The sequence below is a fragment of the Streptomyces sp. NPDC007929 genome (genome assembly GCF_042959065.1).
GTDB lineage: Bacteria > Actinomycetota > Actinomycetes > Streptomycetales > Streptomycetaceae > Streptomyces.
Window position 1 is genome coordinate 1,001,149 of the sequence record NZ_JBIBKD010000001.1, and the last position, 23,296, is coordinate 1,024,444.

A 23,296-nucleotide genomic window follows, 5' to 3' on the forward strand; every position below is an offset into this window, starting at 1 on the left:
ACACCGCGCTCCGGGCCTGTCGACCTCGGGTTCTCAGGATTGCCCCCTTGGCATAACCGTCACCGGTCAACCCCTTGACGTGCGTTCCCGGCTTCTCCAGAGTGTTCCACCACAAGCAATGCGGTGCGTGATGCGCAACGCGATTCGCCCGAAGGGCCCCGATGTGGCAGACCTGTACGTGGACGGCAAGTGGCGGGATCCCGTGGCCGGAGGCCACCGGGACATCCACTGCCCCGCAGACGGCACACTCTCCGTGACTGTGTCCGAAGGCACCCGACCCGACGCCGAGGCGGCCATCGCCGCGGCCCGCCGGGCCTTCGACGAAGGCCCCTGGCCGCGCACCTCCGAGCGTGAGCGGGGCGCACTCCTGCTGCGCACCGCCGACATCCTGGAACGAGACACCGACGCGTTCGCCCGCGCCGAATCGCTGGACACCGGCAAACGGCTGGTGGAGAGCGAGTACGACATCGCCGATGTCATCTCCTGCTTCCGCCACTTCGGGGGCCTGGGCGGCACCGACGCCGGCCGCGTGATCGACACCGGCCGCGACGACGCCGTCAGCCGCGTCGTGTACGAGCCGATCGGCGTGTGCGCGCTGATCACCCCCTGGAACTACCCGCTGCTCCAGGCGAGCTGGAAGGTCGCACCCGCCCTCCTCGCCGGCAACACGATCGTCCTCAAGCCCAGCGAGCTCACCCCCTCCACCTCGATCCTGCTGATGCGGGCACTGGCGGAGGCAGGGCTTCCGGACGGCGCCGCCAATCTCCTCCTGGGAACCGGGCCCGAGGTGGGAGCACCGCTCGCCGAGCACCCCGCCGTCGACATGGTCTCCTTCACCGGCGGCCTGGACACCGGAAGACGCATCATGGCCACCGCCGCCGCGACCGTGAAGAAGGTCGCGCTGGAGCTCGGCGGCAAGAACCCCAACGTCGTCTTCGCCGACGCCGACTTCGAGACGGCCGTGGACTTCGCACTCACGGCCGTCTTCCTGCACTCGGGCCAGGTCTGCTCGGCGGGCGCCCGGCTGATCGTCGAGGACACGCTGCACGAGAGGTTCGTCGACGAGGTGGTGCGCCGCGCCCGGCGGATTCGCCTCGGCGGGCCCTTCGACCCGCAGGCCGACACCGGACCGCTGATCTCCGCCCAGCACCTGGCAAAGGTCGAGGCGTACGTCGCGGCCGGACTCGCCGAGGGCGCCGTCCTGCGCTGCGGCGGCGAACGCCCGGACGACCCGGCCCTGGCCGGCGGACACTACTACCCGCCGACCGTGCTCGACGCGTGCGGTCAGGACATGCGCGTGGTGCACGAGGAGTCCTTCGGGCCCGTCCTCACCGTGGAGACCTTCACCGACGAGGACGACGCGGTACGCATCGCCAACGACACCGAGTACGGACTCGCCGGCGCCGTCTGGACGCAGGACGCCGGCAAGGCCCAGCGGGTCGCCCGCCGACTGCGCCACGGCACGGTGTGGATCAACGACTACCACCCCTATGTACCGCAGGCGGAATGGGGCGGGTTCGGGCACTCCGGCGTGGGCCGGGAGCTGGGACCGACGGGCCTGGAGGAGTACCGGGAGCCCAAACACATCTGGCAGAACATCCAACCCCGGCCGCAGCACTGGTTCCGCGGCTGAACGCCGAAAAGAGGTCGAACATGACCCCAGCAACGACCGAGGCGCCGCGGCGGCGCGACACACCCCAGGACTCGGCACCCACGCCGGTCATCTCCGTACGCGAACTGTGGAAGGTGTTCGGGCCGAAAGCGGCCCAGGTACCCGGATCCGAGGAGCTGCGCCAACTCAGCCGGCGCGAACTGATGGACCGCACCGGATGCACGGCCGCCGTGCGCGACGTGCACTTCGACGTCGCGCCCGGCGAGGTGTTCGTCGTGATGGGCCTGTCCGGCTCCGGCAAGTCCACCCTGGTGCGCTGTCTGACCCGGCTCATCGAACCCACCGCCGGCGAGATCCTCTTCGAGGGCGAGGACATCCGCGACGCGGACGCCGGCCGGCTGCGCGAACTGCGCCGCAACAAGTTCTCCATGGTCTTCCAGCACTTCGGGCTGCTGCCGCACCGCCGGGTCGTCGACAACGTGGCCTTCGGCCTGGAGATCCGCGGCATGAGCAGGGCCGAGCGCACCAGACGCGCGCTGGAGGTCGTCGAACTCGTCGGCCTGTCGGGGTACGAGAGCTCCTACCCCGACCAGCTCTCCGGCGGCATGCAGCAGCGCGTGGGCCTCGCCCGCGCCCTGGCCGGCGACCCCGACGTCCTCCTCTTCGACGAGCCGTTCTCCGCGCTCGACCCGCTGATCCGACGGGACATGCAGAACGAGGTCGTCCGTCTGCACCACGAGGTCGGCAAGACGATGGTGTTCATCACCCACGACCTGTCCGAGGCGCTGCGCCTGGGCGACCGCATCCTCATCATGCGCGACGGCAAGATGGTCCAGTGCGGCACCGGCGACGAACTGGTCGGCGCCCCCGCGGACGACTACGTACGGGACTTCGTCAGGGACGTGCCCCGCGGTGACGTGCTCACCCTGCGGTGGATCATGCGCCCTGCGGAGCCGGACGACCCCCTGGACGGTCCCGAGCTCGGCCCGGACGTCGTGGTGAAGGAGGCCACGCGAGCGGTGCTCGCGGCCGACAAGCCGGTCAAGGTCGTCGAGAACGGCAAGTTGCTCGGCATCGTGGGTGACGACGAGATCCTCGCGGTGGTCGCCGGGCAGGAAGGCGACGCGTGATGACCGTCGCCGTCCGGAAGGCCGAGAGTCCGCAGCGGACCGGGACCGAGGAGCCGCCCGCCCCTGCCCGCCGGGCGCGCGGGGTCAGCCGCTCGATGATCGTGGCCGCGATCCTGGTCGGCTGGCTCGTCCTCTTCGCCCTGCTGCGCGGCAAGCACACCCTGTCCCTCGCCGCGGCCGATCTGACCGACCTGCACCGGTGGTTCAACGACGTCAACGACTCCATCGGGGCGAACCGCAACTCCAACCCGCTCTTCCTCTACTTCTTCAACGAGATCCGCCTGGTCATCGACTCCCTGGTGACCTTCGTCCAGGAGCTGATCTCGCAGCCGGCCGCGGGCCGCCCGGTTCCGCAGATCGGCTGGCTCGGGGTCGTGGGCATCGTCGGCTACGTCTCCTGGGCCGTGGGCAACTGGCGGGTCGCGCTGCTGGCCGTCGCCGGCTTCACCTTCCTCGGCCTCCAGGGCCTCTGGCAGGAAAGCATGGACACGCTGGCGCTGACCCTCTCCGCGGTGTGCGTGGCGCTGCTGTTCGCCCTTCCCCTGGGGGTGTGGGCCGGACTGTCCGACCGGGTCAACCGGATCGTGACGCCGTTCCTGGACTTCATGCAGACGATGCCCACCTTCGTCTATCTGGCGCCCCTGACCCTGTTCTTCCTGATCGGACCGGCCTCCGCCACCATCGCGACGGCGATCTACGCGGCACCACCCGCGATCCGCATCACCGCCCACGCCATCCGGTCGGTACCCGCGACCACCGTCGAGGCGGCGGACTCGATGGGCGCGACGCGGCGCCAGGCGCTGCTGAAGGTCCTGCTCCCGATGTCCAAGAGAACTGTGGTGATGGGCGTCAACCAGACCATAATGGCCGCCCTGGCGATGGTGACCATCGCGGCCCTGATCAACGCGCCCGGCCTCGGAGCGACCGTCGTCCAGGCCCTGCAGTCACTGGACGTCGGCACGGCCTTCAACGCCGGACTCGCCATCGTCGTCATGGCCATCGTGCTGGACCGCGTCACCACCGCCGCGAGCGGACGGGCCGACTCGGCCCGGAGCTCGGACAGTCCCCTGCTCAAGTGGCGGCGGCACCTGCTGGCGGCCGGGGGAGTGGCGGCCCTGGTCCTGGTGTACCTGTCGCACACGTATCTGTGGGCGGCCGAGTTCCCCGGGGAGGGCAGCACCGGAAGCGCCATCGCCAAGGCGGCGAGCGATGTGACCACCTGGGCACAGGACAACCTGTCCGGCCTGACCAACGCCTTCCGGGACGTCCTCACCAACGGCCTGCTCAACCCCTTCCAGACCGTGCTGACCGACTCCCCGTGGTGGCTCGTGGGCGCCGCCCTCGTCGCGCTCGGCACGGTGCTCGGCGGATGGCGTGCCGGGGCCACCACCGCCGTGTGCGTGGGCCTGCTCATCGGCACCGGAGTGTGGTCGGACGCCATGACGACCCTGGCCTCCACCGCGGTGGCGACAGTCCTCGTGATGCTGCTCGGCGTCGTTCTCGGAGTGTGGATGGGCCGCAGCGCGCTCGTCGACAGGCTGCTCAGGCCTTCACTGGACGCGGCTCAGGTCATGCCGCCGTTCGTCTATCTCGTGCCGTTCCTCGCGCTGTTCGGCGCGACACGGTTCACGGCCATCGTCGCCGCGATCGTCTACGCGGCGCCCGTCGCCATCAAGATCATCGCCGACGGGGTGCGGGCCGTGCCCGCGACCACCGTCGAAGCGGCGACGTCCACCGGATGCAACACCTGGCAGATCATCACCAAGGTACAACTGCCGATGTCACGCGGAGCTCTGACCCTCGCGACCAACCAGGGCCTGATCTACGTGCTGTCGATGGTCGTGGTGGGCGGCCTGGTGGGAGCGGGCGCCCTCGGCTACGACGTCGTGGCCGGGTTCTCGCAGGGCCAGCTGTACGGCAAGGGACTGGCGGCCGGACTCGCCATCGTCCTGCTCGGAGTCATGTTCGACCGGATCACTCAGGCCGCGGCTCGCCGCGCCGGGGCATAAGGAGCACCTCACCATGGCACGACACTTCAGAGCCGGCGCGGCCGGCCTGGCCGTCCTCGGCCTCACCCTCACGGCCTGCGGGGGCGCGAAGGTCGGCGACGACAACGCGGCCGGCTCGGGCGACCCGGGCAAGTGCGGCACCTTCAACCTCGCGATCAACCCGTGGGTGGGCTACGAGGCGAACGCGGCGGTCCTCGCCTACGTCGCCGAGCACGACCTCGGCTGCAAGGTCGAGCAGAAGGACCTCAAGGAGGAGATCGCCTGGCAGGGCTTCGGCACGGGCGAGGTCGACGCCGTCGTGGAGAACTGGGGCCACGACGACCTGAAGAAGAAGTACATCACCGAACAGAAGACGGCCGTCGACGCCGGCCCGACCGGCAACAAGGGCCTCATCGGCTGGTACGTGCCGCCGTGGCTGGCGAAGGCGCACCCCGACATCACCGACTGGAAGAACCTGAACAAGTACGCCTCGAAGTTCAAGACCTCGGAATCGGGCGGCAAGGGCCAGCTCCTGGACGGCGACCCCTCGTACGTCACCAATGACGAGGCGCTGGTCAAGAACCTCAAGCTGGACTTCAAGGTGGTGTACGCGGGCAGCGAGACCGCGCTCATCCAGGCGTACCGCAACGCCGAGAAGAACAAGGAATGGGTGATCGGCTACTTCTACGAGCCGCAGTGGTTCCTGTCCGAGGTGCCGCTGAAGAAGGTCAGCCTTCCCGAGTACAAGGAGGGCTGCGACGCCGACGCGGAGAAGGTCGCCTGTGACTACCCCGTGTACGAACTCGACAAGATCGTCAGCGCGAAGTTCGCCAAGTCGGGCAGCCCTGCCTATGACCTGGTGAAGAAGTTCACCTGGACCAACGACGACCAGAACACCGTGGCCAAGTACATCGCGGTGGACAAGATGGCGCCCGAGGCCGCGGCGAAGAAGTGGGTCGAGGCCAACCGCGACAAGGTCGACGCCTGGATCAAGTAGCGCGCGGGGAACACCCGTGTGAGTCCGGCCGCGAAGGCCCGGCAGGCTGTCTCGTCAGCCTGCCGGGCCTCGTCGTTTTGCACGGAAACCTCCCCGTCGCGGCCGGGTGTTTTTCCGGCCTCGCGGACCCCTTGACACGCCGATGCACGGCGGGCACATTGAGTTGCGCAACCTGAACCCTGTTGCGTAGACAGCAACTGGATCGCTTTCAACGTCGGAGGTGCGGCGATGGCGGGACCCCGGGTGGTCATCATCGGAGCGGGCGTCGTGGGGGCAGCGCTCGCCGACGAGATCTCCGCGCGCGGCTGGACCGAAGTGACCGTGGTCGACCAGGGCCCACTGCCCGCCACCGGGGGCTCGTCGTCGCACGCCCCGGGCCTGGTCTTCCAGACCAACCCCTCCAAGACCATGACCGAGATGGCCCGTTACACCGTCGAGAAGTTCTGCTCACTCGACGTCGACGGGCAGCCCTGCTTCCTCCAGGTCGGCGGCCTGGAGGTGGCCACCAGCCCGGAGCGCGTCACCGAACTCCAGCGACGCCACGGCTGGCTCGCCTCCTGGGGCATCGAGTCCCGGCTGCTGACCACCGAGGAGTGCGTCGCACAGCACCCCCTAGTCAACGCGGACAAGGTCCTCGCCGGCCTCCACGTGCCGACCGACGGCCTCGCCAAGGCGGTCCTCGCCGTCGAAGCGCAGATCCGCCGGGCCACCGAGCGCGGCGTCCGCTTCCTCGCCCGCCACGAAGTCCTCGACGTCCGACAGTCCGAGGGCGAGGTGACCGGCGTCCTGACCGACCAGGGCGAGATCCCCGCCGACATCGTCGTGTGCTGCGCCGGTATCTGGGGCCCGAAGATCGCCCGCATGGCCGGCATGAACCTCCCGCTCACCCCGCTCGCCCACCAGCTCGCCTGGACGGGCCCGGTCCCCGCCCTGGCCGGGCAGACGCAGGAGGCGGTCCGACCGATCCTGCGCCACCAGGACGCCGACCTCTACTACCGCGACCGCTTCGACGGCCTGGGCATCGGCTACTACGGCCACCGCCCGATGCCGATCTCCGCCGACGACATCCTCTCCGTGGACGAGTCCGACGAGATGCCCTCCGTCCTGAAGTTCACCGAGGAGGACTTCGAGGAGGCCTGGACCGAGACACAGTCACTGCTCCCGGCGACGAAGGACGCCAAGGTCGAGGAAGGCATCAACGGACTGTTCTCCTTCACCACCGACGGCCTGCCCCTGCTCGGCGAATCCCCCGACGTCAAGGGCTTCTGGGTCGCCGAGGCCGTCTGGGTCACACACTCCGCGGGCGTCGGGAAGGCCATGGCCGAGTGGCTCGTCGACGGCTACTGCTCCTCCTTCGACCTGCACGAGTGCGACGTCAACCGCTTCGAACCGCACCAGCTCTCGCCGGAGTACGTCCTGGCCCGCGACTGCCAGAACTTCGTCGAGGTCTACGACATCCTGCACCCGCTGCAACCGTCCGGAGACCCGCGCCCGATCCGCACCAGCCCGTTCCACACCCGCCAGCAGGAACTGGGCGCCTTCTTCCTGGAGGCGAACGGCTGGGAGCGGCCCCAGTGGTACGAGGCCAACGCGAGCCTGGTCGAGGGCCGTTCCATCGTCACCCCCAACGACTGGGCCGCGCAGTACTGGTCGCCCGTCGTCGCCGCCGAGGCCCAGGCCACCCGCGAGACCGTCGCCATGTACGACATGACGGCCCTCAAGCGGCTCGAGGTCAGCGGGCGCGGCGCCGGCGAGTTCCTGGAGCGGCTGTGCACCGGCAAGGTCGCCAAGTCCGTGGGCTCGGTGACGTACACGCTGCTCCTCGACCACGACGGCGGTATCCGCAGCGACGTCACCGTCGCCCGGCTGGCCCCCGACCTCTTCCAGGTCGGAGCCAACGGCAACCTGGACCTCGACTGGTTCACCCGCCACCTCCCCGTCGACGGCACGGTCCAGGTCCGCGACATCACCCCCGGCACCTGCTGCATCGGGCTGTGGGGACCGCGTGCCCGCGACGTCCTCCAGCCGCTCACGGACGCGGACTTCTCGGCGACCGGCCTGAAGTACTTCCGCGCCAAGCGTGCCCACATCGGCTCCGTGCCCGTCACCGCGATGCGCCTGTCGTACGTCGGCGAGCTCGGCTGGGAGCTGTACACCACAGCCGACCTGGGGCAGAAGCTGTGGGACACGCTGTGGCGGGCGGCCGAGCCCCTGGGCGGCATCGCGGCCGGACGGGGCGCCTTCAACAGTCTCCGGCTGGAGAAGGGCTACCGCTCCTTCGGCACGGACATGACGTACGAACACGATCCCTACGAGGCCGGGGTCGGCTTCGCCGTGAAGCTCGACAAGGACGACTTCGTCGGGAAGGCCGCGCTGGAGCGGCGCAAGGCCGAGGTCCGGCGGAAGCTGACCTGCCTCACGATCGACGACCCGAAGGCCGTCGTCATGGGCAAGGAGCCTGTGTACGACGGGGACTGTGCGGTGGGGTACGTGACCAGCGCGGCGTACGGCTACACGATCGGCAAGGGTATCGCCTACGCGTGGCTGCCGGTGGAGCTGGCCGCTCCGGGGACCGTTCTGCATATCGGGTACTTCGATCAGTCCGTCGAGGCGGTCGTCGCCGAGGAGCCTCTGTTCGACCCGGCCATGTCCCGACTTCGTGGCTGAGCTTTCGTCTGCGGCTGAGTTGTGGCTGGTCGCGCCCCGCGGCGGAGCCGCTGATCGATAGGGCCCCACGCCCCTCAAGTCCGTTCCACCAGAGCCTCCTTGGAAGGAACTCTCCAGGTGACCGCACAACTGCTCGACGGTAAGGCCACCGCCGCTGTCATTCGTCGTGAACTCGCCGAACGCGTCGCAAAGCTGAGCGCGATCACCGGCCGGGCACCCGGACTCGGCACCGTCCTGGTCGGTGACGACCCCGGCAGTCGCGCCTACGTCGGTGGCAAGCACCGGGACTGCGCCCAGGTGGGCATCGCCTCCCTCCGGCGGGAGCTGTCGGCCGACGCCTCGCAGCAGCAGGTCGAGGAGACGATCGACGAGCTCAACGCCGACCCCGCCTGCACCGGCTACATCGTCCAGCTCCCGCTGCCCCGCCACCTCGACGCAAACGCCGTACTGGAGCGCATGGACCCGGCCAAGGACGCCGACGGACTGCACCCCGTCAACCTCGGCCGGCTCGTCCTCGGCGTCGAGGCGCCGCTGCCGTGCACCCCGCGCGGCATCGTCGAACTGCTCCGCCGCCACGACGTGCCGCTCGCCGGAGCGCGGGTGTGTGTGATCGGGCGGGGCATCACGGTCGGACGGCCGATCGGGCTCCTGCTCACCCGCCGCTCCGAGAACGCCACCGTCACCCTCTGCCACACCGGAACCAAGGGCCTGGCCTGGCACGTACGCGAGGCGGACATCGTCGTCGCGGCGGCCGGCTCGCCCGGTCTGATCACCAAGGACATGCTGCGCCCCGGCGCGGCCGTCCTGGACGTCGGCATCACCCGCACCGACCAGGGCCTGGTCGGAGACATCCACCCGGACGCCGGCCAGGTCGCCGGATGGCTCGCGCCGATGCCCGGGGGCGTGGGCCCCATGACCCGCGCCATGTTGCTCGCCAATGTCGTCGAGGCCGCCGAGAGGAACGCGAACGCCGTATGAACGCGCTGAACACCCCCCTGGCGGAGCTGGACCCCGAGGTCCACGCCGCGCTCCGCGCCGAACTGCACCGCCAGCAGTCCACGCTCGAGATGATCGCCTCCGAGAACTTCGCGCCCTCCGCCGTGATGGAGGCGCAAGGGTCGGTCGCGACCAACAAGTACGCCGAGGGCTACCCGGGCCGCCGCTACTACGGCGGCTGCGAACACGTCGACGTCACCGAGCGGCTGGCCATCGAACGCATCAAGTCCCTGTTCGGCGCCGGCTTCGCCAACGTCCAGCCGCACTCGGGCGCGCAGGCCAACACCGCCGTCTTCTTCGCCCTGCTCCAGCCCGGCGACACCGTCCTCGGCCTCGACCTCGCGCACGGCGGGCACCTCACGCACGGCATGCGCATCAACTACAGCGGCAAGATGCTCAACGTCGTGCCGTACCACGTGTCCGAGGCGGACAACCTCGTCGACATGGACGAGGTCGAGCGGCTCGCCAAGGAACACCGCCCCAAGATGATCATCGCGGGCTGGTCGGCGTACCCCAGGCAGCTGGACTTCGCGGCCTTCCGCAGGATCGCCGACGAGGTGGGCGCCCTGCTGATGGTCGACATGGCGCACTTCGCCGGGCTGGTGGCGGCGGGACTGCACCCGAGCCCCGTACCGCACGCCCACGTGACGACCACGACGACGCACAAGACCCTAGGCGGCCCGCGCGGCGGCGTCATCCTCACCAACGAGGCCGACCTCGCCAAGAAGATCAACTCGGCGGTCTTCCCCGGCATGCAGGGCGGCCCTCTGGAGCATGTCATCGCCGCCAAGGCGGTGTCGTTCAAGGTCGCCGCGACACCGGAGTTCGCCGAACGCCAGGCCCGCACGCTCGCCGGCTCCCGCATCCTCGCCGAACGCCTCACCCGGGCGGACGCGGCAGCCGCCGGAGTCAAGGTGCTGACCGGCGGCACGGACGTGCATCTGGTCCTGGTCGACCTGCGCGACTCCGAGCTGGACGGCCGCCAGGCCGAGGACCTGCTCCATGAGATCGGCATCACGGTCAATCGCAACGCCGTGCCCTTCGACCCGCGCCCGCCCATGGTCACCTCGGGCCTGCGCATCGGCACCCCCGCCCTGGCCACCCGCGGCTTCGCCGAGGAAGACTTTGCCGAGGTCGCGGACGTCATCGCCCTCGCCCTCCAGCCGGAACCGGACGTGAGCGCCCTGCGCGCCCGCACCGAGGCCCTGGCCGCCAAGCACCCGCTCTACCCGCACCTGTCCGACCACGGAGACGCCCGATGAGCCCCCGCACCCCCGGCGCCGAGCTCCCCGAACACCCCGACCGGCTGTGGCGCAACCCCGAGCCCAAGCGCTCCTACGACGTCGTCGTCGTGGGCGGCGGCGGACACGGCCTGGCGACCGCCCACTACCTGGCGAAGAACCACGGCATCACCAACGTCGCCGTGCTGGAGAAGGGCTGGCTGGCGGGCGGCAACATGGCCCGCAACACCACGATCATCCGCTCCAACTACCTCTGGGACGAGAGCGCCGGCATCTACGAGCACGCCCTCAAGCTCTGGGAGGGCCTGGCGGACGAGCTCGACTACCCGATCCTGTTCTCCCAACGCGGCGTGCTGAACCTCGCCCACAGCCTCCAGGACGTCCGCGACAGCGTGCGCCGCGTCGAGGCCAACCGCCTCAACGGCGTGGACGCCGAGTGGCTCGACGCGGACGGCGTCAAAGACGTCTGCCCGATCGTCAACATCTCCCCGGACGTGCGCTATCCGGTCCTCGGCGCCACCTACCAGCCCCGCGCGGGCATCGCCAAGCACGACCACGTCGCCTGGGGCCTGGCCCGCTCCGCCGACGCCGCCGGCATCGACATCATCCAGAACTGCGAGGTCACCGGCCTCGACGTGGTCGGCAACCGGGTGGTCGGAGTCCGGACCACCCGGGGCCCGATCGCCGCCGGCAAGGTGGCGCTCTGCTCGGCGGGCCACACCTCGGTCCTCGCGGCCATGGCCGGCATCGAACTCCCCGTCCAGAGCCACCCCTTGCAGGCCCTCGTGTCGGAGTTGCTGGAACCGGTCCACCCGACGGTCGTCATGTCCAACGCGGTCCACGTCTACGTCAGCCAGGCCCACAAGGGCGAGCTGGTGATGGGGGCGGGCATCGACGCGTACAACTCCTACACCCAGCGCGGCGCCTTCCACATCATCGAGGAGCAGATGGCGGCGGCCCTGGAACTCTTCCCGGTGTTCGCCCGCGCCCACGTCCTGCGCACCTGGGGCGGCATCGTCGACGTCAGCCCCGACGCCTCACCCATCATCGGCCTCAGCCCGGTGGACAACCTCTACCTCAACTGCGGCTGGGGCACCGGAGGTTTCAAGGCCACCCCCGGTGTCGGCTGGGTCTACGCCCACACCATCGCCCACGACACCCCGCATCCGCTCAACGCCCCGTTCTCGCTCGACCGTTTCACCACCGGCGCGCTCGTCGACGAGCACGGCGCGGCCGCGGTGGCCCACTAGGACCACTGGAAGTTTTGGGAGCCGATCCATGCTGCTGATTCCCTGCCCGTGGTGCGGACCTCGCGACGAGGCCGAGTTCCACTACGGCGGCCAGGCCCATGTGCCGTACCCGGAGGACCCGGCGTCCCTCACCGACGAGGAGTGGGCCCGCTACCTCTTCTTCCGCGACAACCCCAGGGGCCCCTTCGCCGAGCGCTGGTCCCACGCCGCGGGCTGCCGCCGCTGGTTCAACGCCGTCCGGGACACGTCGACGAACGAGATCCTGACGGTGTACCGGGCGGGGGAGGAGCGCCCGGCCACTTTCGAGACACGCTCGGTGAAGTCAGCCCGTCCGGCGTTTGAGGACGAGGCCGTCCAGGCCGAATGGGGGTCTGGGGGCGCAGCCCCCAGCGGGGTCGAAGGGGCGGAGCCCCTTCACGACGGGACGGGTAGGGGCGGCGGGGGCGAGACAACCCAGCCCTTCCGCCACCCCACCCGAGGCCGCATCCACCGCGACGAGCCCCTCACCTTCACCTTCGACGGCACGGAGTACCAGGGCTACAGAGGCGACACCGTCGCCTCCGCCCTCCTCGCCAACGGCGTCATCCAGACCGGCACCAGCATCAAACTGGGCCGCCCCCGCGGCATCTTCTCCGCCGGCGTCGAGGAACCCAACGCGGTCATCCAGATCGAGGAACCGTTCCCCGAGCCCATGCTCCCGGCCACCACCGTCGAGCTCTACGACGGCCTCGTCGCGACCGGCCTCCCCGGCCAGGGCCGCCTCGCCACCGAACCGGACCCGGCCCGCTACGACGCCGTGCACACCCACTGCGACCTCCTGGTCGTCGGCGCGGGCCCGGCCGGCCTCGCCGCGGCGTCGGCCGCCGCCCGATCAGGCGCCCGCGTCATCCTCGCCGACGACCAGCCGGACCCCGGCGGCAGCCTCCTCGGCACCGGCGAACTCCCCGCCTGGGTGGCCGAGACGACCGCCCAGCTCGACGCCGCACCCGACGTACGCGTCCTGCGCCGCACCACGGTCTTCGGCTACTACGACGACAACCACCTGCTCGCCGTCGAGCGCCGCACCAACCACCTCGGCGTCGCCGCGCCCGAGAAGGTCTCCCGGGAACGCGTCCACCGCATCCGGGCCCGCCGCGTCGTCCTCGCCACCGGCGCCCACGAGCGCTCGCTGGCCTTCGCGGACAACGACCGGCCCGGCGTGATGCTGGCTGCTTCGGCCCGCACCTACGTCAACCGCCACGGCGTGCTGCCCGGCCGCCACGCGGTGGTCTTCACCACCAACGACAGCGCCTACCCGGTGGCGCTGGACCTCGCCGCGGCGGGCGTCGCCATCGAGGCCGTGATCGACACCCGTGCCGAACCGGGGGAGTGGGCCGAGCGCACCCGCCTCGCCGGCATCGAGGTGCTGGCGGGCCACGCCGTCACCGCCACGGACGGCGCCCCCCGTCTCACCTCCGTGACCGTCGCGTCGTACGGGGAGACAGCGGGCCGCCGGGAGTTCGCCGCCGACCTGCTTCTGGTCTCCGGCGGCTGGAACCCGGTCGCGCATCTGTTCAGCCAGGCGGGCGGCAGGCTCCGCCTCGACGAGGAGCTGGGCTGCTTCGTCCCCGACTCCTCACGTCAGGCCGTCGAGGTCGCGGGCGCCGCGAGCGGAGTCTTCGACCTGGCACGGGTCCTCGCGCAGGGGGCGGCCGCGGGAGCCCGCGCGGTCGAGGCCGAGGGCTACACCTCCGAGACGCCCCGCCTGCCCCAGGTCGCGGCATCGCCGCAGACGCCGCCCATGCGGGTCTTCACCGTCCCCGGCCGGGAAGGCGCGCCGCGCTTCGTCGACCTCCAGCGCGACGTCACCGTCGACGACCTGGCCCGTGCGACCGGTGCCGGAATGCGCTCGGTGGAGCACACCAAGCGCTACACCACGGCCGGCACCGCCAACGACCAGGGCAAGACGTCCGGTGTCCTGGCCAGCGGTGTCGTCGCCGAACTGCTCGGCGTGGACATCTCGGCGCTCGGCACGACCACGTTCCGCCCCCCGTACACCCCCGTCTCCTTCGCCGCCCTCGCCGGCCGCGACCGCGGTGTGCTGAGTGACCCGGTCCGCACCACCGCCCTGCACGAGTGGCATGTCGCGCAGGGCGCTCTCTTCGAGAACGTCGGGCAGTGGAAGCGGCCCTGGTACTACCCGCGCGCCGGCGAGGACATGGAGACGGCCGTGCTGCGCGAGTGCGCCGCCGCCCGTGAGGGCGTCGCCTTCATGGACGCCTCCACGCTCGGCAAGATCGACGTCCAGGGCCCGGACGCCGCTGCCTTCCTCGACCTGCTCTACACCAACATGATGAGCACCCTCAAGGTCGGCATGATCCGCTACGGCGTGATGTGCCGCCCCGACGGGATGGTCTTCGACGACGGCACCGTCATCCGCCTCGACCAGGACCGCTACCTGGTCACCACCACGACGGGCAACGCCGCCTCCGTGCTGGACTGGATGGAGGAGTGGCTCCAGACGGAGTGGCCCGAGCTGAAGGTCCACTGCACCTCCGTGACCGAACAGTGGGCCACCGTCGCCCTGGTCGGTCCGAAGTCCCGCGAGGTCCTCGGCTCACTCGCGCCGCGCCTGGCCGTCGCCAACGACGACTTCCCGTTCATGGCCTGGCGGGACACGACGGTCGCGGGCATCGAGGCCCGGGTGTGCCGCATCAGCTTCTCCGGCGAACTGGCCTACGAGATCAACGTGTCGCCCTGGGAGGCCCTCGCCCTGTGGGAGGCGCTGTACCGGGCGGGCGCCCCGTACGGCATCACCCCGTACGGCACGGAGACCATGCACGTCCTGCGCGCGGAGAAGGGCTATCCGATCGTCGGCCAGGACACCGACGGCACCGTGACACCGCAGGACCTCGGCATGAGCTGGGCGGTGTCGAAGAAGAAGCCCGACTTCATCGGCAAGCGGTCCTTCGCCCGTGCCGACACCGTCCGCCCCGACCGCAAGCACCTGGTCGGTCTGCTCCCGGAGGATCCGGGCACGTTCCTCCCCGAGGGCACGCACCTGGTCGCCGACAGCGTGCTGCCCGCGCCCCCCGTCCCGATGCTCGGCCACGTCACGTCCAGCTACCGCAGCGCGGCCCTCGGCCGGACCTTCGCGCTCGCCCTGGTCAAGGGCGGACGCGAGCGCGTCGGTGAGCGCCTCTACGCCCCCGTCGGTGACCGGCTGGTCCCGGTGACCGTCGCGAGCCCCGTCCTCTACGACCCCGAGGGAGCCCGCCGCGATGGCTGACACCGCCCTTACCGCCCCGCTCCGCAGCCCCCTGTCGCACGCCGCGGACCGGCTGGCCGCCGCCACCCGCACTTCCGGCGGCGCCGTCCGGCTGGCGGAACTCCCCTTCCTCACCCAGATCGACGTCCGCCTCGACCCCAAGGGAGCGGCGGCCGACGCCGTGGGGCTGGCGCTGGGCCTGCAACTGCCCGTCGAGCCCGGCACCGTGGTTCGCGCCGGGGAGCTGACCGCGCTGTGGCTCGGCCCCGACGAGTGGCTCGTGGTGGGCCCGCCGGGCGGCCGGCAGGACCTGGAGAACCGCATCCGTGAGGCCGCGGGCGACGAACCCGTGTCCGTCGTCGACGTCTCGGCACAGCGCACCACCCTCCTCGTCGCCGGCCCCCGGGCCCACGACCTGCTGGCCCACGGCTGCTCGCTCGACCTGCACCCGCGCGTCTTCGGCCCGGGCCGCTGCGCCCAGACGACCCTGGGCCGCACCCAGGTCGTCCTGGTGGCCCGCGACGACCCGAGGGCCGGGTTCTGGGTACTGGTCCGTTCCTCCTTCGCCGGCTACCTCACGGACTGGCTGCTGGACGCCGCCGTGGAGTGGACGGGCTGACCCCGGGCCCCACGAAAGCGGCGGTCGGAGGCCCGGATCCGGGTCTCCGACCGCCGCTCGGTATGCGTGCGCGTCCTGTCCTGGCCGGTGACCCGGCCGGGCCTCAGCCCGGGTAGCCCAGACGGCGGCTGAGCTCGTCCGCTCCCGCGACGAGCACCTGAGCCAGTTCGTGCATCCGCCCGTCGGTCATCCGGAAGGCCGGCCCCGACGCGCTGAGGGCGGCGACGACCTGCCCCTCGTCCGAACGCACCGGCGCGGACACGGCGTTGAGGCCCTCCTCGTACTCCTCCCGTGTGACGGCGTAGCCCTGATCGCGGGCCTCGGCGAGGTCTGCCTCCAGCTTCTTCCTGGAGGTCACCGTGCGTGGTGTCAGACGGGGCAGACCGGTCTCGGCGAGGAGTGCGTCGCGGTCCTCGCGGTCGAGGTGGGCGAGCAGGATCTTGCCGCTCGACGTGCAGTGCAGCGGAGTCTGCCGTCCCACCCAGTTCTGAGCGGCGATGGCCGACGAGCTGCGCACCTGGTAGAGGTTGATCGCGTGGTGGGACTCCAGGACGGCGATGTTCAGCGTCTCGCCCACGTCGTCGACGAGACGCTCGCAGATGCCCCGGCCGTACCGGGTGACGGCGATACGGCCCGTCACCGCGCCGGCCAGGCGCACGACTCCGAAGCCGAGGCGGTACTTGCCGCGCTCGCTCTCCTGCTCCACCATCCCGTGCGCTTCCAGAGCGCCGAGCAGGCGGAAGGCGGTGGACTTGTGGACATCGATGGCCGCGGCCACTTCACTCACGCCCGCCTCGCCGTGCTGGGCGAGGATCTCCAGCACGGCGACAGCGCGGTCGACGGACTGCACTCCGCCACTCGGAGCGCCTGCGGACTCGGCACCGTGGTTGCTCATGGCGAAACCCTAGGTGAAATGGGCAACAGGTGTGAGGGGGTGGCGGTCATTTTCCTCAGCGGAAGACGACCGTCCGGTTGTCGTTGACCATGATGCGGCTCTGGCTGTGCCATTCCACCGCCCGCGCCAGGACCTGCGCTTCGACGTCGCGCCCCAGGGCGACCAGGCTGTCCGGTCCCTGTGAGTGGCTCACCCGGACGACGTCCTGCTCGATGATGGGCCCCTCGTCCAGGTCCGGGGTGACGTAGTGGGCCGTCGCTCCGACGAGCTTGACGCCGCGCTCGTGGGCCTGGACGTAAGGTCGGGCGCCCTTGAAGCTCGGCAGGAACGAGTGGTGGATGTTGATCGCCCGGCCTTCGAGTTGCTTGCACAGGTCGTTCGACAGGATCTGCATGTAGCGGGCGAGGACCACCAGGTCGATGTCCAGCTCCTCGACGAGCTCCAGCAGCCGTGCCTCCGCCTCGGGCTTGGTCTCCCGGGTCACGGGCACATGGTGGAACGGAATGCCGTAGCTCTCGGCGAGCGGCTCAAAGTCCCGGTGGTTGGAGACGATCGCCGGCACCTCGATGTTCAGCGCGCCGGTGCGCCAGCGGAAGAGCAGGTCGTTCAGGCAGTGCCCGAACTTCGACACCATGATCAGTGTCCGCGTCGGGGTCGACGCCTCGTACAGCTGCCAGGAGATCCGGTACGCCTCCGCCACCGGGGCGAAGCCGGACTTCAGGTCCTCCAGTGTCATGGCCGGGTCCGTGACGTCGAAGTGCACCCGCATGAAGAAGCGGTCCTTGAGCCGGTCGTCGAACTGCTGGCTCTCCTGGATGTTCCCGGAGTGCCGGACGAGGAAGCCGGTGACGGCGTGGACGAGGCCCGAGCGGTCGGGGCACGACAGCGTGAGGACGAACTCACGGCCGGATGTGGGTCCAAGAGACACTGAGCCCTCCCTGAGGGAAGTGCGTATTGCGCAACAGTGGGACTGATACGCAACATGGTCCCGGCTCCTGCGGTCCGTGGTCAAGGTCTTGACAGTGCTTCGGCCGGACTGCACTGTGAGTTGCGTAGCAAGAGGCTCGTTGCGTATGAGGCAACCACTCGCCCGACCGGGGCGCTGCACTCCGAGGTGAACCATGACTACGACCGGCCTGCCGGACAGCCTGATCGCGACCCTTCCCGGCGACCACTACACCGACCCGGAGATCTTCCGCCTGGAGCAGGAGCACATCTTCGAGTCCATGTGGTTCTGCGCGGCACGCTCGTCGGAGCTGGCGAAGCCGGGTGCGTTCCGCACCGTGGACGTCGGGCGGGAGAGCGTTCTGCTGACCCGCTCGCGGGACGGCTCCGTCCGGGCCTTCTTCAACGTGTGCCGGCACCGCGGCGCGAAGCTCTGCACACAGGAGTCCGGCGAGGTGAAGCGGGCCTTCCAATGCCCGTACCACGCCTGGACGTACGACCTGAACGGCAAGCTCGTCGCGGCCCCGAACCTGACCAAGATGCCCGACATAGGCCGCACCGAGTACGGCCTGGCGAGCGTGGCGGTGCGCGAGTGGCTCGGCTACGTGTGGGTGTGCCTGGCCGAGAACCCCCCGCCGTTCGAGGAGTCCGTGATCGCCGACGTGGTCGCGCGCCTGGGCGACGTCGACTCCATCGAGCGGTACGACGTCGAGAGCCTGGAGGTCGGCCGGCGGATCGTCTACGACGTCAAGGCCAACTGGAAGCTCATCATCGAGAACTTCATGGAGTGCTACCACTGCGCGACCATCCACCCCGAGCTGACCGAGGTGCTCCCGGAGTTCGCCGACGGCTACGCCGCGCAGTTCTACGTGGGGCACGGCGCCGAGTTCGGCGCGGACGTCCAGGGCTTCACCGTGGACGGCTCGGAGGGTCTGGACCGCATCCCCGGCGTCACCGAGGACCAGGACCGCCGGTACTACGCCATCACGGTGCGCCCGCAGGTCTTCATCAACCTCGTCCCCGACCACGTGATCTTCCACCGGATGTACCCGGTGGCGGTCGACCGCACGATCGTTGAGTGCGACTGGCTGTACCTGAAGGGCGTGGTGGACAGCGGCCGGGACGTCAGCCGGTCCGTGGAACTCTTCGACCGGGTCAACCGGCAGGACTTCGACGCCTGCGAGCGCTGCCAGCCGGCCATGAGCTCCCGCCTCTACGCCAAGGGCGGCGTCCTGGTGCCCAGCGAGCACCACATCGGCGAGTTCCACGACTGGGTCCAGAACCACCTCGGCACCCGCACGAACCTCGCGGAGCGCTAGAGCCTGTCGTTTGGATCAGCTCGCAGACGCGGGGCCTGGCACGCGCATCTGCCGCGTTGTCGTCTCTCGCCGGTGCTCCGCATCGACTCCCTCTTCCGCCTTGCAGCTACCCGCACCAGGCCCCGCTCACCGGCGTTGACCAGCACCGCCGATTCCCTGCGACCTGATCCATACGACAGGCCCTAGTTGTATTGACCTGAGTCGGAGATTCGTCGTTGGTTCGGTATGAGTCGTCCGGGTCCGAAGATTCCGCCGTTGTCTGTGACCGATGCCCAGCGGGCTGTGCTGGAGGGCTGGGTGCGTCGGCGTACGACGGCTCAGGCGCTGGCCCAGCGGTCGCGGATCGTGCTGGAGTGCGCGGACGGGCACTCGATCATGGAGGTGTCACGTCGGCTGCGGGTCACGCCGGACACGGTCCGCACCTGGCGGCGGCGCTTTCTCGAACGGGGCCTGGACGGCTTGTTAGACGAGCCGCGGCCCGGCGTTCCCCGGAAGATCACCGATGCGGACGTCGAGCGGGTCATCGTCAAGACGCTGGAGGAGAAACCCAAGAACGCGACCCACTGGTCGACCAGGTCGATGGCGGTGGCCACGGGCATGTCGCAGTCCGCGATCTCGCGGATCTGGCGGGCGTTCGCACTGGCACCGCACCGGTCGCAGACGTTCAAGCTGTCCACGGACCCGCTGTTCATCGACAAGGTCCGCGATGTCGTGGGCCTGTATCTCGACCCGCCCGAGAAGGCCCTGGTCCTCTGCGTGGACGAAAAGTCCCAGATCCAGGCTCTCGACTGTCAAGACGGAGGTAACCCTGGTGGTGCCGGACGAACAACCGGCCCCGTCCCGCCCCTGATGGATTCCCGCAGGGGGGACGGGCGGACCATCGGGGCAGGGACGACATCCTGGCCGAAGCCGAAGCGCGCTCGGTGCGACAGGAGATGAGATCAGGCCGCGACGAGCTCCCGCTCGCGGTCCGGCGTCTTGACCGCGGGCCTCTTCTTGTTCGGCAGCGAGAGCCGAACGACCTTGCGCCAGGCCGAGAACACCTGCTTGGGCAGCGGACCGGTGACGTACTCCAGCTCGTACTTCTCGAACAGCGCGCGCACCTTCACCGCGACCTCGGCGTACCGGTTGCTCGGCAGGTCCGGGAAGAGGTGGTGCTCGATCTGGTGCGACAGGTTGCCGGTCATGAAGTGCATGGCCTTGCTGCCGCTGATGTTCGCCGAGCCCATCATCTGGCGCAGGTACCACTGGCCGCGCGTCTCGCCGTTGATCGACCGGCGCTCGAAGACCTGCACGCCCTCGGGGAAGTGCCCGCACATGATCACCGAGTGGGACCACAGGTTGCGGACCACGTTCGCGGTGAACGTGGCGGCGAGCGTGGGGAGGAACGACGGACCCGACAGCAGCGGGTGGACCACGTAGTCCTTGAGCACCTGCTTGCGGATCTTGCGGCCCACTGCCTTGGCCCGCGCGCGGAACTCCGGGTTCTTGCGGCGGCGCTTGCTCAGGTTCTTGCCGAGCTCCAGGTCGTACGCCGCGATGCCGTACTCGAAGAAGCAGGCGTTGATGAAGTTCCACAGCGGCTGGCCGAGGTGGAACGGGTGCCACTTCTGGTCCTCGTCGACGCGCATGATGCCGTAGCCGAGGTCGTTGTCCTTGCCGATCACGTTGGTGTACGTGTGGTGCAGCTCGTTGTGCGAGTGCTTCCACTGATCGGCCGGCGAGACATGATCCCACTCCCAGGTGGTGGAGTGGATCTTCGGGTCCCGCATCCAGTCCCACTGGCCGTGCAGGATGTTGTGGCCGATCTCCATGTTGTCCATGATCTTCGCCACGGACAGACCCGCGGTGCCGAGCACCCACGCGGGCGGGAAGAACGAGAACAGCAGCACACCCCTGCTGACCAGCTCGAGCTTGCGCTGCGCCGAGATCACCTTGCGGATGTAGGCCGCGTCCTTCTCGCCACGGCCGGCGATCACCTCGTCGCGGATCGCGTCCAGCTCGCGGCCGAGCTCTTCGATCTGCTCCGCGGTCAGATGGGCGGTGGGGTCGATAGCGGTCAAGATGTTCCTACCGTTCGATGTCGCAGGGGCCCGCGGCGGCGGACACGCAGGTCTGGATGAGGACGCCCGGCTCGGCCTCGGTGATCTCGCCGGTGCGCAGGTCACGGACGGCGCCGGCCTTGAGCGGAGTGACGCAGCCGAAGCAGATGCCCATACGGCACCCGGAGGGCATGATCACACCGGCCTCCTCGCCGACGTCCAGCAACGGCGTGGCGCCGTCCGCGTCGGCGGTCCTGCCACTGGCGCTGAACGTGACCTCACCGCCGTCGCCGGTGGCCACGATGGTCGGCCGGAAGCGTTCGGTGTGCAGCCGCTCCGGTACGCCGTTCCCGGCCCAGTGCTTCTCGGCGGCGTCGAGCAGCCCCGTGGGCCCGCACGCCCAGGTCTCGCGCTCGGCCCAGTCGGGCACGAGTCCGTCGAGACGGGCGATGTCGAGCACGCCGTCCGTCGCGGTGTGCACCTCGGTGAGCCGCAGCTTCCCGTCCGCGACCAGGCCGTGCAGCTCGTCGCGGAAGATCACGTCCTGCGGCCGTGGCGCGCAGTGGACCATGACGACGTCGTCGAAGCCGGTGTTGCGCAGCATGCCCATCACGGGCGTGATGCCGCTGCCGGCCGTCAGAAAGAGCACCTTGGCGGGCTTCACCCGGGGCAGCACGAAGTCACCGGTCGCCTGGTCGAGCTGGATCAGCGTGCCCGGTCTCACCCTTCGCACCAGGTGGTTGCTGACCTTGCCGTCCGGGATCGCCTTCACGGTGATCGTGATCCGGCCGTCCTGGCGCTTCGCCGGTGACGTGAGCGAGTAGGCACGCCACAGGCGCACCCCGTCGACGTCGACCCCGATCCGCACGTACTGACCGGCCGTGTGGCCGCGCCAGCCCCGTCCCGGCCTGATCACGATGGTCGCCGCGTCAGCCGTCTCGGGGCGCACGGCCTCGATGCGCCCGCGCAGGTCAGCGCCCGCACGCAGTGGGCTGACCAGGTCGAGGTAGTCCGACGGCAGCAGCGGCGTCGTGACCATCTCCAGCAGTTTCCACGCCCTGCCGCGGAGGGCTGTACTCGTCATGACTCCAGCTTGCTGTGCCACAGGGCGTAAAGTCCTGACCGAAGGACGTGAATCTGGTCGGCGGAATTGTTCGCAGGGAACAGAATCGTGAGCGAATCGTGAGCCATGCAATCCGGAGGGCCAGCGAGCTGGCTCTGGACGAGACGACGGTCACCGCACTTCGAGCCGCGCTGAAGACCACCGCCGACGAGGTCGTCCAGGCGATCATCGACGAGGTCCCTCCCTACGCAGGCGCCCTCTCCGGCCACATGGGCGCCACCATCCGCCGTGCCGTGCGCACCGCCCTGGGCCACTACCTGGACCTCGCGAGCGGGAACGCCACCGGTGGCGACGGCGGTGACGCGGCCTACGAGCTGGGCCGCGGCGAGGTCCGGGACGGCCGCTCGATGGACGCCCTGCTCAGCGCCTACCGCGTCGGTGCCCGCGTGGCCTGGCGATGCCTGGCAGCGGGTGCGGTATCCGCAGGTCTGCCCGCCGCCGAGGTCGCCAAGTTCGCCGAGCTGACCTTCGCCTACATCGACGAGCTCTCCGCCGCGAGCGCCGCGGGTCACGCCGACGAACTGGCCGCCCGCGGCAGGGAGCACGAACGTCACCTGGAGCACCTGGCCCGTGACCTCCTCGCGGGCGCGAGCCCGGACGTGCTGCTGGCCTCAGCCCAACGGGCCGGATGGCAGCCTCCGGTTTCCCTCACCGCGGTGCTGCTGCCCGCCGCCCAGGCCCGCCCCGCCTACCGCACGCTCGACCCGAGCACCCTCGTCCTCGACGACCTGCCGGACGCCACCGGTGTCCTGCTGGTTCCCGACGCCGACCGCCCCCACCTCCTGCGCCAGCTGACCGAGCGCACCGCCGTAGCGGGCCCGCCCCGCCCCTGGACCCGCGCGTCCGCCTCCTACGAACGAGCCGTACGCGCCCGCTCCCTGTCCCCTGACATCCGCGACACCGAGAACCACTTGCCCGAGCTGGTCCTGAGCGCCGACGCGGACGCACTCGCCGACCTGCGTGCCCGAGCCCTCGCCCCGTTGCGAACCCTGCCTGCCGCAACCGCACAGCGCCTGGAGGCGACGCTGCGGGCGTGGCTGCTGCACCAGGGCAGACGTGACGAGGTGGCGGCGGCGTTGTTCGTCCACCCCCAGACCGTCCGCTACCGCATGTCACAGCTGAGGGAGTTGTTCCCGGACCTCGCCTCCCCCCACCGGGTCCTCGAACTGACCCTGGCGGTCGGACTTCCGGCCGATGGGGCCTCTCAATTTTGAGCATGTTCAAA

Annotated in this window: 16 protein-coding genes and 1 pseudogene; 13 read left to right on the top strand and 4 right to left on the bottom strand. The window is 70.0% G+C overall.

Annotated features, from left to right (window positions below):
* Positions 1-163: 163 nt before the first annotated feature.
* The 10 genes from ACFZDE_RS04575 (at position 164) to ACFZDE_RS04620 (ending at position 15,747) form a co-directional block, all read left to right on the top strand.
* A complete protein-coding gene (locus tag ACFZDE_RS04575; RefSeq protein ID WP_391197301.1) occupies positions 164-1,633 on the top strand; it encodes an aldehyde dehydrogenase family protein in 1,470 nt (489 codons plus the stop codon).
* A gap of 20 nt (positions 1,634-1,653) precedes the next feature.
* Positions 1,654-2,742 carry a betaine/proline/choline family ABC transporter ATP-binding protein gene (locus ACFZDE_RS04580; protein ID WP_391197302.1) on the top strand — a complete coding sequence of 363 codons (1,089 nt, stop codon included), beginning with the start codon at positions 1,654-1,656 and terminating at the stop codon, positions 2,740-2,742.
* On the top strand, positions 2,742-4,751 hold the full coding sequence (locus ACFZDE_RS04585) for an ABC transporter permease subunit (protein ID WP_391197305.1): 2,010 nt from the start codon (positions 2,742-2,744) through the stop codon (positions 4,749-4,751). The genes ACFZDE_RS04580 and ACFZDE_RS04585 overlap by 1 nt, the downstream gene beginning before the upstream one ends.
* Positions 4,752-4,764: 13 nt before the next feature.
* A complete protein-coding gene (locus ACFZDE_RS04590) occupies positions 4,765-5,727 on the top strand; it encodes a glycine betaine ABC transporter substrate-binding protein (protein WP_390989903.1) in 963 nt (320 codons plus the stop codon).
* Positions 5,728-5,955: 228 nt separating this feature from the next.
* The gene (locus ACFZDE_RS04595) at positions 5,956-8,394 is read left to right on the top strand and encodes an FAD-dependent oxidoreductase (protein WP_391197308.1); all 2,439 of its coding nucleotides are present in this window, start codon (positions 5,956-5,958) and stop codon (positions 8,392-8,394) included.
* Positions 8,395-8,511: 117 nt separating this feature from the next.
* Entirely contained in the window at positions 8,512-9,372 is an 861-nt protein-coding gene (locus ACFZDE_RS04600) for a bifunctional methylenetetrahydrofolate dehydrogenase/methenyltetrahydrofolate cyclohydrolase (RefSeq protein WP_391197311.1), read from the top strand.
* Positions 9,369-10,652 carry a serine hydroxymethyltransferase gene (gene glyA / locus ACFZDE_RS04605; RefSeq protein ID WP_391197313.1) on the top strand — a complete coding sequence of 428 codons (1,284 nt, stop codon included), beginning with the start codon at positions 9,369-9,371 and terminating at the stop codon, positions 10,650-10,652. Before ACFZDE_RS04600 ends, glyA begins: the two co-directional genes overlap by 4 nt.
* The gene (locus ACFZDE_RS04610) at positions 10,649-11,881 is read left to right on the top strand and encodes a sarcosine oxidase subunit beta family protein (RefSeq protein ID WP_390989891.1); all 1,233 of its coding nucleotides are present in this window, start codon (positions 10,649-10,651) and stop codon (positions 11,879-11,881) included. The genes glyA and ACFZDE_RS04610 overlap by 4 nt, the downstream gene beginning before the upstream one ends.
* 28 nt (positions 11,882-11,909) lie before the next feature.
* The gene (locus ACFZDE_RS04615; protein WP_391197315.1) at positions 11,910-15,149 is read left to right on the top strand and encodes a sarcosine oxidase subunit alpha family protein; all 3,240 of its coding nucleotides are present in this window, start codon (positions 11,910-11,912) and stop codon (positions 15,147-15,149) included.
* Positions 15,142-15,747: a sarcosine oxidase subunit gamma family protein gene (locus tag ACFZDE_RS04620; protein WP_390989885.1), complete on the top strand. Its 606-nt coding sequence runs from the start codon at positions 15,142-15,144 to the stop codon at positions 15,745-15,747. Before ACFZDE_RS04615 ends, ACFZDE_RS04620 begins: the two co-directional genes overlap by 8 nt.
* 103 nt (positions 15,748-15,850) lie before the next feature.
* On the opposite strand, the gene ACFZDE_RS04625 is transcribed toward ACFZDE_RS04620, so the two are convergent.
* Positions 15,851-16,642 carry an IclR family transcriptional regulator C-terminal domain-containing protein gene (locus ACFZDE_RS04625; RefSeq protein WP_391197317.1) on the bottom strand — a complete coding sequence of 264 codons (792 nt, stop codon included), beginning with the start codon at positions 16,640-16,642 and terminating at the stop codon, positions 15,851-15,853.
* Between the two features lie 55 nt (positions 16,643-16,697).
* A complete protein-coding gene (gene purU, locus ACFZDE_RS04630) occupies positions 16,698-17,570 on the bottom strand; it encodes a formyltetrahydrofolate deformylase (RefSeq protein ID WP_391197320.1) in 873 nt (290 codons plus the stop codon).
* Between the two features lie 193 nt (positions 17,571-17,763).
* On the opposite strand from purU, the gene ACFZDE_RS04635 reads away from it, so the two are divergent.
* Both ACFZDE_RS04635 and ACFZDE_RS04640 read left to right on the top strand, forming a co-directional pair.
* Positions 17,764-18,906 carry an SRPBCC family protein gene (locus tag ACFZDE_RS04635; RefSeq protein WP_391197322.1) on the top strand — a complete coding sequence of 381 codons (1,143 nt, stop codon included), beginning with the start codon at positions 17,764-17,766 and terminating at the stop codon, positions 18,904-18,906.
* 225 nt (positions 18,907-19,131) lie between these two features.
* Positions 19,132-19,695: pseudogene (locus ACFZDE_RS04640) on the top strand (IS630 family transposase); the annotation flags it as partial.
* Between the two features lie 152 nt (positions 19,696-19,847).
* Here ACFZDE_RS04640 and ACFZDE_RS04645 read toward each other — a convergent pair.
* A complete protein-coding gene (locus ACFZDE_RS04645; protein ID WP_390989870.1) occupies positions 19,848-20,969 on the bottom strand; it encodes a fatty acid desaturase in 1,122 nt (373 codons plus the stop codon).
* Between the two features lie 7 nt (positions 20,970-20,976).
* Positions 20,977-22,032 (bottom strand): FAD-binding oxidoreductase, encoded by a 1,056-nt coding sequence (locus tag ACFZDE_RS04650; RefSeq protein WP_391197325.1) that lies wholly within the window; start codon positions 22,030-22,032, stop codon positions 20,977-20,979.
* Positions 22,033-22,130: 98 nt separating this feature from the next.
* On the opposite strand from ACFZDE_RS04650, the gene ACFZDE_RS04655 reads away from it, so the two are divergent.
* A complete protein-coding gene (locus ACFZDE_RS04655) occupies positions 22,131-23,285 on the top strand; it encodes a helix-turn-helix domain-containing protein (RefSeq protein WP_390989865.1) in 1,155 nt (384 codons plus the stop codon).
* Positions 23,286-23,296: the final 11 nt, after the last annotated feature.

Excerpts from the sequence above, each read along its gene's own strand:
- ACFZDE_RS04580 (WP_391197302.1), top strand. The coding sequence starts at position 1,654 with ATGACCCCAGCAACGACCGAGGCGCCGCGGCGGCGCGACACACCCCAG.
- ACFZDE_RS04585 (WP_391197305.1), top strand. The coding sequence starts at position 2,742 with ATGACCGTCGCCGTCCGGAAGGCCGAGAGTCCGCAGCGGACCGGGACC.
- ACFZDE_RS04590 (WP_390989903.1), top strand. The coding sequence starts at position 4,765 with ATGGCACGACACTTCAGAGCCGGCGCGGCCGGCCTGGCCGTCCTCGGC.
- ACFZDE_RS04595 (WP_391197308.1), top strand. The coding sequence starts at position 5,956 with ATGGCGGGACCCCGGGTGGTCATCATCGGAGCGGGCGTCGTGGGGGCA.
- glyA (WP_391197313.1), top strand. The coding sequence starts at position 9,369 with ATGAACGCGCTGAACACCCCCCTGGCGGAGCTGGACCCCGAGGTCCAC.
- ACFZDE_RS04610 (WP_390989891.1), top strand. The coding sequence starts at position 10,649 with ATGAGCCCCCGCACCCCCGGCGCCGAGCTCCCCGAACACCCCGACCGG.
- ACFZDE_RS04615 (WP_391197315.1), top strand. The coding sequence starts at position 11,910 with ATGCTGCTGATTCCCTGCCCGTGGTGCGGACCTCGCGACGAGGCCGAG.
- ACFZDE_RS04620 (WP_390989885.1), top strand. The coding sequence starts at position 15,142 with ATGGCTGACACCGCCCTTACCGCCCCGCTCCGCAGCCCCCTGTCGCAC.
- ACFZDE_RS04625 (WP_391197317.1), bottom strand. The coding sequence starts at position 16,642 with ATGAGCAACCACGGTGCCGAGTCCGCAGGCGCTCCGAGTGGCGGAGTG.
- ACFZDE_RS04635 (WP_391197322.1), top strand. The coding sequence starts at position 17,764 with ATGACTACGACCGGCCTGCCGGACAGCCTGATCGCGACCCTTCCCGGC.
- ACFZDE_RS04650 (WP_391197325.1), bottom strand. The coding sequence starts at position 22,032 with ATGACGAGTACAGCCCTCCGCGGCAGGGCGTGGAAACTGCTGGAGATG.